Source organism: Microvirga arsenatis (genome assembly GCF_009910705.1).
GTDB classification, from domain to species: Bacteria; Pseudomonadota; Alphaproteobacteria; order Rhizobiales; family Beijerinckiaceae; genus Microvirga; species Microvirga arsenatis.
Window position 1 is genome coordinate 1 of sequence record NZ_JAAAXJ010000039.1, and the last position, 9400, is coordinate 9400.

The 9400-nt window shown below is 58.6% G+C and carries 6 protein-coding genes and 1 pseudogene; 1 reads left to right on the forward strand and 6 read right to left on the reverse strand.

Annotated features, from left to right (window positions below; all coding sequences use genetic code 11):
* Nucleotides 1-875: 875 nt before the first annotated feature.
* Nucleotides 876-2624: a hypothetical protein gene (locus GR303_RS23725; protein ID WP_161726878.1), complete on the forward strand. Its 1749-nt coding sequence runs from the start codon at nucleotides 876-878 to the stop codon at nucleotides 2622-2624.
* Between the two features lie 91 nt (nucleotides 2625-2715).
* Here GR303_RS23725 and GR303_RS23730 read toward each other — a convergent pair whose 3' ends face one another.
* From GR303_RS23730 to GR303_RS23755, 6 genes and pseudogenes are all read right to left on the reverse strand, one after another.
* Nucleotides 2716-3231: a hypothetical protein gene (locus tag GR303_RS23730; RefSeq protein ID WP_161726876.1), complete on the reverse strand. Its 516-nt coding sequence runs from the start codon at nucleotides 3229-3231 to the stop codon at nucleotides 2716-2718.
* Between the two features lie 187 nt (nucleotides 3232-3418).
* Nucleotides 3419-3556 carry a hypothetical protein gene (locus GR303_RS23735; RefSeq protein WP_161726874.1) on the reverse strand — a complete coding sequence of 46 codons (138 nt, stop codon included), beginning with the start codon at nucleotides 3554-3556 and terminating at the stop codon, nucleotides 3419-3421.
* A 108-nt stretch (nucleotides 3557-3664) separates the two neighbouring features.
* Nucleotides 3665-3955: a hypothetical protein gene (locus GR303_RS23740; RefSeq protein WP_161726872.1), complete on the reverse strand. Its 291-nt coding sequence runs from the start codon at nucleotides 3953-3955 to the stop codon at nucleotides 3665-3667.
* Between the two features lie 383 nt (nucleotides 3956-4338).
* Nucleotides 4339-4773 (reverse strand): MucR family transcriptional regulator, encoded by a 435-nt coding sequence (locus tag GR303_RS23745; RefSeq protein ID WP_343038509.1) that lies wholly within the window; start codon nucleotides 4771-4773, stop codon nucleotides 4339-4341.
* Nucleotides 4774-5336: 563 nt separating this feature from the next.
* Nucleotides 5337-6040 (reverse strand): annotated as a pseudogene (locus tag GR303_RS23750) (DDE-type integrase/transposase/recombinase); the annotation flags it as partial.
* 2144 nt (nucleotides 6041-8184) lie between these two features.
* Nucleotides 8185-8850, reverse strand: coding sequence for an 8-oxoguanine DNA glycosylase OGG fold protein (locus GR303_RS23755; RefSeq protein ID WP_161726870.1), 666 nt, complete (start codon nucleotides 8848-8850; stop codon nucleotides 8185-8187).
* Nucleotides 8851-9400: the final 550 nt, after the last annotated feature.

Consider the following 9400-nt stretch of genomic DNA (forward strand, 5'->3'; position numbering starts at 1 on the left):
GAAGGCCCGTTCTTGACGGCGAGCATGCCGTAGGCACTCACATCCTGCTGTCGTTCTTGACATGTCCACGACAGCTAAATCACTGCTACAGTTGAGGATCCTGTTAGGGACTAGAGCTAAATGGAACCACCACAGGTTGAACAGCCGATATAACGCCCACCTACAGTAAACGAACCGTGGACGAGAAGGCCCTGGGGGTGCCGGTCCCGATCGGTTCGGATCCCCGCTTAGGCTGAAAAAATCATTGATGATTTACCACGCCTAAGACGGTGCGGCTCTAAGAGCGGCAACAGACGCGCTGGAGGAATTTCCATGCCTAAGCGCGGCTTAAGTGCTTGTGTTGCAAGGAAAGCACCCAAGGCAGGTGAATACAGATCCCTTGGTATTTTCACCGCCTAAGAGCCTTAGGAGCTGAGACCGGCCCAGGCTCGCAGGTGAAAACAACGACCTTCGCATTTTCCCAGCCTTAGACGCCGGACGACGGTTCGGCCTGGCGGTGTAAATAAGGGTGAAAAAAGAAGTGCCCTGATTTATCCGGCCTTAGATCGGCTGGGGCACGGCACTTTAGGGTGAAAAAATAGCTGTTGGTATTTTCGCAGCCTTAGCCGGAACTGGCGGGATCGAGATGCCCCGGAGGCTGGGACGGAGGTGAAAACGAGAGCCCTCTGATTTATTCAGCCTAAGCCGTGGCCTCGGCCAGATGGAATTCTTAGGGTGAAAAAATCGGCGCACCCACATATTCACCTGCCTTGGGGATCGCCGGCTGCCCCGGAGAGCCCGAAATAAGGGTGAAAAATTGACCGCCGATTTTCGGTGCCTTACAATCTCTTTTAATTCGAAGCCCAGTGTCGGGGCGGTACGCGGATTTCTAAAAAATGCCTCTGAAAGAGCCTTATTTTTATGGAACGGAAGAGCGCCCCCACGCCCGGAAGGTTCGGCTTGCAAAGGCAAAGGAGGCTGCTTCAGCACGGGCCGCCAAAGCCTATGCGGCATACCTTCGGGAGAAAGCCTGTGAGGAAGCGATCGATAGCGAGATCGAAGCCATCGATTTCGCCACGCCTGATGGGACGTATGACCGTGATCGGGGCGACGCTCTTCTAGCGCAGGGCTTCACTCCATATACGAAGCTGACCTTTGAGGTCTCGGAGGGCGGCGCCACTTATGCGGCTTCGGCGAACCCGGAGCGACGCGGCCGCGGCCGTCCGCGGAAGTATTCCGCAGAGAATCCTCCGCCTCCTCGTCCGTCTCGGGCAAGGACTGCGGCGGGTAAAGAGCGTGCAGCCAAGGGGCTGCACCGTCGTGCTCCCCGTAAAGTGAAGCGCGAAGCCTCCGGCACCGTGTCACCGGTGACCGCGTCCCCTGCCCGCATGCCTTTGCCGCAGGTTTCGCCTGAGGTCGGCCGCGAGCTGCCGCCGTCGACCGTTGCCGGTTCGGCGGCAATCGAGACTGTCGTGATGACGGTCGAGGATCCCGATGCGGATTTCTATGCTGCGGAGGCCGCCCGCGAGATGCTTGATCTCTCATCCGCGGGTGAGGCTTCCTCGTCTGAGGAGGCTTCAGTCTCCGTTGTGACGAAGGAGCCGGAGACGGAATTCGAGAAGCTGCTCATGGGCCCGAAGGTGACACCTGGCGTTCTTGACGGCCAGGTTCTGCCGAAGGGGGAGCTTCGGCTCGAGGCGGGCGCGGTTCCTTTCGAGCCGGGCCCGGTCACGGAAGTCGAGCGGATCGTGTTCAATGGGTTCATCGAGAGCTATCACGAGCTGGTCTATTATGAGCGTGGCAAGGGCGATATCGCCTGCCATGACTATGACTTCTCCGATCCGGTGGATCGCAGCAAGGCGAAGCCGTGGATGCTGGAGATGTTCCCGATGTTCGGGCTCAAGCTCTCGGCCGACCTGCAGGCGCCGCCGTTCCAGTTCCGGCGGTTCTCCGACCTGACGGAGGAGGAAGCGAAGGCCTGGATTGACGCCAGCATCAGGCTGAAGATCGATGATTACCTGATGGAATATTTCGGGCGCTCTCGCCTTCGGCCGAGCGCGCTGCTCAATGACCACCGTGATGTCTTCGCTGAAGATATGTGGCTGGAGCAGCGCCGGCGTGAGGTCTGGCCGCACATCCAGCAGCGTCTGATCGACGTTGAGCTTTATGCTCATCGCGTGAAGAAGGGCGAGATGCCGCTTGAGCATGCGTTGGCGCTGTTCACGAGCGATGAAATCAATCGTCTCAGTGTGATGAGCAGCCAGGTCCAGGATCTGTACTATCAGATCACGGACGCCATGGAGTGGTTCGAGGGCTTCTCGCCTCGTGACCTGCTCCACTGGCGCGGCATCAAGGAACCAAGGTTCATTTGTCGGTACCGGATGTATGACGGCTTCCCGCGCTGGATGTATCCGGAGCACCTGTACGATGCGATGAAGAAGGTTTCGATCGTTGATTACGGCTTTACCGTGAAGATCCCGATGGTTACCGATGACCTGACGGAATCGGCAGGCAACATCATTAGCCGGGAACTGATCCGCCTGTCGGATCGTTCCGAGGAGGAAAAGACCCGGCTCATGCGTGAGATGGGTCTTCCCGAAGAGGATTTGTTGTCCCCTGATGCTCCTCGCCTGCTCATCGAGTGAGAGGTCCGGGATTTGGCCCGGACGCCAAAAAGAAAGGGCAGGTGGGTGTGAAGCCCCCTGCCCTTCGTTTCTTCGAGCGTCGTCCAATTTTTTAGGCGGCGCGCTCGAACATCTTGAGCACCTCGTAGGTGGCTTCGGTCAGGAGGCCGAGCATGCGCACCTTGGCGGCCTCGTCCACCTGGTTTGTGGCGAGCGCCCGGCCGAAGGCCTCGAGCCGGATGAGGCCGAGGTGGTTGGTCGACCGGAACAGCGGAACGAGATAGGCATCCGCGTTGGGGTCGAAGACGCCGACGGGCAGGCCGCTCTGGCTGTCGAACAGCCGGACCTGGCCGTTGATCAGGGCAGCGTCGACATTCTCGAATTCGACGGTGGGATCGTTGTCGTCCCCGAAGGTGATCATGAGGAACGGCTGGCTGACGTCCTCGGACAGGCCGATCGCCCGGACCATAGCCTCCATCGTCATGCCCGCACGAGCGAAGGCATTGTCGATGCTCTCCCTGAGCGCCTGGGCCGCAAGCCGCATTTCGTGCTTGTGACCCGAGATCGAGGACTCGAGGGTCTTCTTTGTCAGAGGGGATTTCTGGCTGACAGGGAGGGGCGATGTCATCAGCGATCCTTTTTGGGATTTTGAGAACGGAATTTCCGCAATGTGCGCGATGGTATGGCCGACGCGATTTCTCCCGTCACTGCGAAAAAATGCGCGTGGACGGCCCGGCCTTTCCGGGAGCGTGGATTGTTCATCCGCATCATCAAAAAAGGGACAGGGTTGAGATCCTGTCCCTGGCGGGTCGTGGTCAGGCGACCGAGATCATCGCCTCGGGACCGCCCTTGGCGAGGGCGAAGTTCGCCACGGCGAGGAGCGCCTCCGTGTCGCGGTCGGGCATCACCGCGAGGTGGAGCTCGGCGGCCTTCTTGAGGTCGGCGGCCGACACCTGGAGGAAGAACCAGGATGGGTCTTCCGAGGTGTAGCCGAGGTCCCCGAAGGCCCGGGCGGCGTGGCCTGCCGTCCAGTGCAGGCTGACCTCGCCCTCGAACTCGAGTCAGATGGCGATGTGAGGGCCGCGGTTCTGCCAATCGTCATCGCCGGAATCGATGGAGAGCGTGACGCCGGCGGCGACCGCCTCCTCGACGATCCGCTCGATCTTGGCGGAGAGCTCGGCCGGGAGCGAGCCGAGCAGGCCCTTCAGCACGGTGGCCCGCACCTCGGAGCCGACATAGCCGAACTGATGGAAGTCCTCCATGAGCAGGCGGGCGGCCGAGTATTCGCCGTTCTCGTCCTCATAGTCCTTGAGAGCCTCGACGAGGGCCTGGGTGTCCTCGCGGGTGCCCACCTTTGCCGGGATAGGAACATGACGATGTGCCTCCAACCAGCCCGACCCCGGCTCTGGAGCCCGGACACTGGGCTAAACACGGCGATCCCGCAGTTCTGAAATGCTGCCAACAGACGGTCAGCGCTCCCCCTGCCAACTAAATCAACGAAATCTGGATGCTAGCTTTCGCCTACCGAGCCGGTTGAAGAACCCCTGGTCTTCATGCGAGAGGCCCATGCGGCCTAACGTCCCCGATCCGCCTTCATCAGCTTAAGCGTGGACGCTCGTGCTCCGCGCGGATATCTCAGGTTATGGCCGCTGTTGCAGCTGTTGGGAGCACCAAGGCGAGAGGCAGATCCCTGGACTCACAACAGAGCCCAGGGTCTATTCGCCATGGGAAGTTCCTAGTCCCGGCGCTTGCGCGGGCGACCGCGGAAGCGGCGCTGACAGGAGGACTGCCGGGAGAGAAGGCCGCGCCGCTCCTTCTCGTCTTCCGACATCATCGGATAATCATCCGGCAGATCCCACTTCTGGCGGTACTCGTGAGGGGTGAGGCCCAGATCGCGGAGGTGATCGTAAAGCTGCCGATAGGCGCGGCCGTCCTCCATGGAGATGATGACATCGCGCCACACACCGGGATAGCGGCTTTCTTTAGGCTTGGGCTTATCCGAAGTGGAGCCGGAACTAGAAGCATATCGCGCCGTGATACCATCTACGATGTCGTGCAGGCGCTCCTCCCAACCTGGGGTGATGACATACCCCTCACGAGGCAGGGTAAGGGCGAAGGTGGTCGCCAATCGAACGATCTCGCCGAAGCTGAAGGTCTTATACGAAGTCACATTAACCTCTTCTAACAATGCAGTGCCGCGTAGGAAGCGGGTAAAACAAAAGCTGCGAAGGCATTTCTTGCTGGGCAGCGGATGAACGATAGGTTGTCGCAGGGCGGGCAAGGGCTGGCCCGGCCCATGCGGAACAGGGGTTTCCCATTCTGGTTTCGGGAATGTTTCAAACGGCTGGCTCAGCGCCTCAACGCTGGCCCGGGAACCGCATCAGCGGCATTCGGTTGAGTTCCACCCACCGCAAAGTCCGGCGGGGCGGACGCAGCAGAGCCTGATCGTGGACGCCTGCGCGGCTACTCGTCTTCTTCAGGATTGTTCTCACCTCCTCTCCTTGGTCTGGACTCGGCTTGGGGCCGACCTCTCAGTTGTCGCGTTGTCGCGCTGCTCACTTTTCGGGATTTTCGTCGTTCCTCCTTTCACCCAACGCTCTCTCCCCCTCCCCCAATCCGCTCATTGCGTCGGGCTCCTCATAGGATGACGTCCACAAGCCTTCCGGCACGGGGGCTGTGCCGCGACCTTGCGTTTTGGGCTAGAAGAAGTGCTATCCCACCCGTAGGGCACTCGGCAGCCAGGATGTTGAACTGGTCGGCCAATGAAGCCTTCGGATTGCTGAAATACTTTGCTTGCTGTTGTCACATCAAGTAAACGATATCTATTCCGGTCAGCACGGTGCGAGCACGATCCAATGCCTTGAAGCAACGCATTGGTTGAACCCAACGTTTTACGGCACAATGGTCCTGCTTGATCCCGTTGTTTTGGTTTCGGCTTTGGTGGATCCGGCTCGTCTTCAGCTTGCGCTTTAATCAATCCCGCAGTCGGTGTATTGTATTGCAAGACAGGATTGCGTCGTGATTAGTTTCGCTACCGTCAATTACAACGCGCTCAAGATCACCATGCCGCTCAGTTCTGTATTCAAAAAGTACGTAGCGGCCAGCAGCTCTCAACGTTCGATGAACTAGAACTCGCCCGTGTCACTATGGGTGTTGATAGCGCGGTACCAATTCATCCACTCGCCACAGATTTTAATTTAGCTCTCGTCGATGTGCCGCTTGCGACTGATAGACCGCTTACGACGATCAAAGCGCTCCAGCCATTTGGGCGATTGGTGAGCAGACCATCTGCGAAGAGTCCCGTGATCCATTGAGATGCCCCGCTCCATCATCACGTTTTCGAGGTCAGGCAGGCTCAGCTTGTAAGTGCAGCACCAGCGCGCATGCAGCAGGATAACGATCCGTCGAACTTCCTGCCCTCGAAAATCCCGCTTCATCCTCTTCAGCCAGTGCAGGCCAGAGCCATTCAACAAAAAGAGTTGGGACCGATCCTTTGGTTTCGCTTTATCGATTCCATGGCAGACAGTACCAGGCCAAAAAGTTTAATCGCCAACCATAGAGCTCTAAGGCTATGTGAGCCCCTGTTGCTTCATATTCCAAGCCTCGATGGTGGTTCAGTCTCTAAGAGCAGATGATTAACGGCGCAGCATCGAGAAGTCTAAACTGCTTGTCTGGCTTAGATGATTGACCTTGTCGTGATCTGTTTAATCGTTGAGCCCGCGTTGACGCCGCCCCGTCGGACGCTGGACCGAAGGCGTGTCTTGTTCCAAGGGGGCAGGCCGTGTGCTAGGTGCAACAGACTAAGCGGATTTTGGCGGTATCCGAGGCCTCGTCCTTCTGGCCGGGGTCGGGGTTATAGCGGACGCACGCGACGTTACCGGCTCAAAGGAAGGTTCTGCGACTGGTACTTTGCGTGGACGGCCCCGCGGGCGGCGGGGCGGAACAGCCTCAGGGCTTACTCCCGAAGACATAGAGGTCTCTTGCTCTACGCCCTGCCGTGGAGCACCTCTTGCCTCTTTCTGGGCTGGGGACGGCACAGCCTTGTCGGCCAAAGAGCGACTCTTCGGCGGCCGGCCGCGGCGCCGGTGAGCGACGATAGTCTCCTCTACAGGAGATGCAGGTGTAGGAACCGGACCGAGTGGTTCAGCGCGAGCGATGGTCGCAGCGACACCAGACGTTTCCTCCAGCACACGGCGCTTCGGGGGACGCCCCCGAGGACGAGCAGCGGGAATGGCATCAGGCACTCGGCCTTTTACTGACGCCTCGAAGACTGCATTCTCGTCTCCTTTCCCTGTCGCACCTTTTCCGAACCTATCCTGGATCGCCGGCAACTCAGGCTGCTCCATCAGAACTTGGTTTTTCGGCGGACGACCACGGCGTCGCCGAGGAGCTACAGCATTTTCTTCTCCTGTCGCCAGAGGTACCGCTGCAGGCTTGACGGGCAGAGATGCCTCGGCCGGAGGTGAAATCTCCTGTAAAATATTCGCCTTGTCCGCAATCACCCGCTTCGGCGGGCGACCACGACGGCGTGGCATTTCCGCAGTGGAGATCAGAGTCGCGGAACCGCTCTCCGGGTCCTCCATCTCAGAGATTGCTGCGTTAGTCTGCGCTGGTGCTGGCTGGAGCTGAGCCACTTCTATAGGTCGCATCTTCGGCGGGCGCCCTCTCCTCTTTGGTGGCTGGGTTCCAGGCGCAGCGACCGCCGATCCCGTAGCTATCACCGTCGTTTGTGCCGCAATAGTAGACTGTGTAGCAGTCTGAGCACCACCGCTCGTGAGCACCTTCTCATAGAGCGCCGTCAGCTGGGACATTTGGGCGGATAAGGCTTCAATTGCCTCCTTAATGACGGCCAAATCAGCAACGATCCTCTGCTCTGTTGCCTGACGCTTCGCCTCTTCGATCTCCGTGTCGAGCGCCGACATGCCGGGTCGCAGAGGCCGCACAGACAATTTCTGTGCGGACGGTCGCGACTCAATCCGCTGTGGGGCTCTTTGAGGAACCCTTGAGAACACCCGCTCCTTCTCCAAATTAGCTGTTTTCGCGCGAGACGACTGAGCTGCGGGCGGCTTGGAGAAGACGAGATCAGCCAACTTGGATGGAGCAATCTTGTCAATGTCGTCGACGGCCAGCCTTTTCGGCTCAAGCGTTTGCCCGCCCTGAGCCGCAACGCAGGCAGGGCACAGGTCGTGCTCTCGGTCGTGCCGGCCCAGCACCCAGCCCCAATCGCCGAATTGCTGCATCAACTGCTCGTCAGAAACAGTTCGGCGCGTCTCGTAGGGCCTCGTCAGGCGGCAGTTTGAGCAGCGGACGTTGTAGACCGTCTTCACCGGATTTCCGCCGACGCAGATCACATGGGGTGGAAACAACTTATTTAAATATGTGGGCATTGGATGCCTTCAGATGGTACGCGGTCTCGTCGGTACGTGGTAAAATCGCTTTGCGCAATTAACTTTGGAAGGGAATCTGAAGAATTCAAGCCAAAGTGATTCTGGCAAAAAATCTCAGGAAAAGCCTCTTGCCTCCTGCTTTGCCCTAGTCAAAGCGGCCCCTGCTTGGGTCATTACAATGAGACTTGGCTCCCTCACATTGCAAAGAGCGAGCGCTCCACATCAACGGCACGCCACGCTTGTCCCGATATGCCTAGATCGGACCAGTCAGTACCGGACGCGTTGAGGGCTACGGCTTTCTCTCCGCAGAAGCCGCACCATTGCTTGTATGCTGCAGCTTTCTTGGCCGTGTTCGGACTTAACGGATTTACGTACAACGGCCACCACGTATCGTTAGTGGTTGCGAGGGCGTGGATTTTTTTCGCAATAACGCTGTCATAGACTGCAGCGGACGCTGGGGAGAAGAACATCAGCACCTTGGACGCAAATGACATTCCCATGTTCTGAATGCCCATGACCGCAGCCAAAGCGACATCGAGTCGCTCGTCTTCGACTGCTGTACGTGCGGTTCTGAGAGCGGCATCGATCATATCAAGTGAGGGCTTTTGTTGTCCGACACGCCCTCCCACGATGTGCTCGACCTTTTTCAAAGCACGGCCAGGATTGTAGGCGCGCTTGGGATCAGCGGAAGCGTAATAGCCCCAGTACACGATTGAGAGGAGGCCATGCAGCCGGTCATCAGGAGCATCGCTCCATAGGAGCTTCTCATGGAACCGTTCTAAGGTCTGGTTGTCCCTGTTCCCGATGAGGGAAGTATCACCAGCGAACCAGAGCCCTGGTGCTACTTCTAAGCTGGACAACCCGGATCCACTCCTGATCAAGCGGGCCGGCGGGTACGCATAGCTTGCCCTCTTCCGCGCCCAATCCGATGCGCTCCAACTGTCGAAGCTCATATCTTCCCCCGTTTGTTATTCTGTTAGCTCGCCTACGCGTCTTTGACCACAGCAGTGAACAACGCGCTTGGATCTGACTTCCATAGTTCATACCGGTCCTTCAGACAGACACCACACGGCCGAAATCCGGCAGCTATTGCCATCGGTTCATCGGCGAAGAAGACCCGGTGCTTGGCGTATGTCCCGCCTGCCAGATGCCGCAAGGCGCTCGGACAATCAAGACGACCATAGATCCGGTCCGGACGGTAACCGCCAAGTGTGCCGGGCTCATCAGTCGAATAGATCTGCCTCTGATGATTGAGGAGCTTGTAGCCTCGTGACATCGACACCGAGCTATGGCGGAATCTAGGTGATGACGGTTTGAGAAAGGCGGCGTACCGAGGCGGGTGACAAGCCTTGCCAGAACCTCTTCGAGAAGAGCGATACGCCTATGACCGAGACTACCAATGTTTTACGC

Bases quoted from the DNA above. Each gene is read 5' to 3' on its own strand.
- GR303_RS23725 (WP_161726878.1), top strand. From the start codon at position 876: ATGCCTCTGAAAGAGCCTTATTTTTATGGAACGGAAGAGCGCCCCCAC.
- GR303_RS23730 (WP_161726876.1), bottom strand. From the start codon at position 3,231: ATGACATCGCCCCTCCCTGTCAGCCAGAAATCCCCTCTGACAAAGAAG.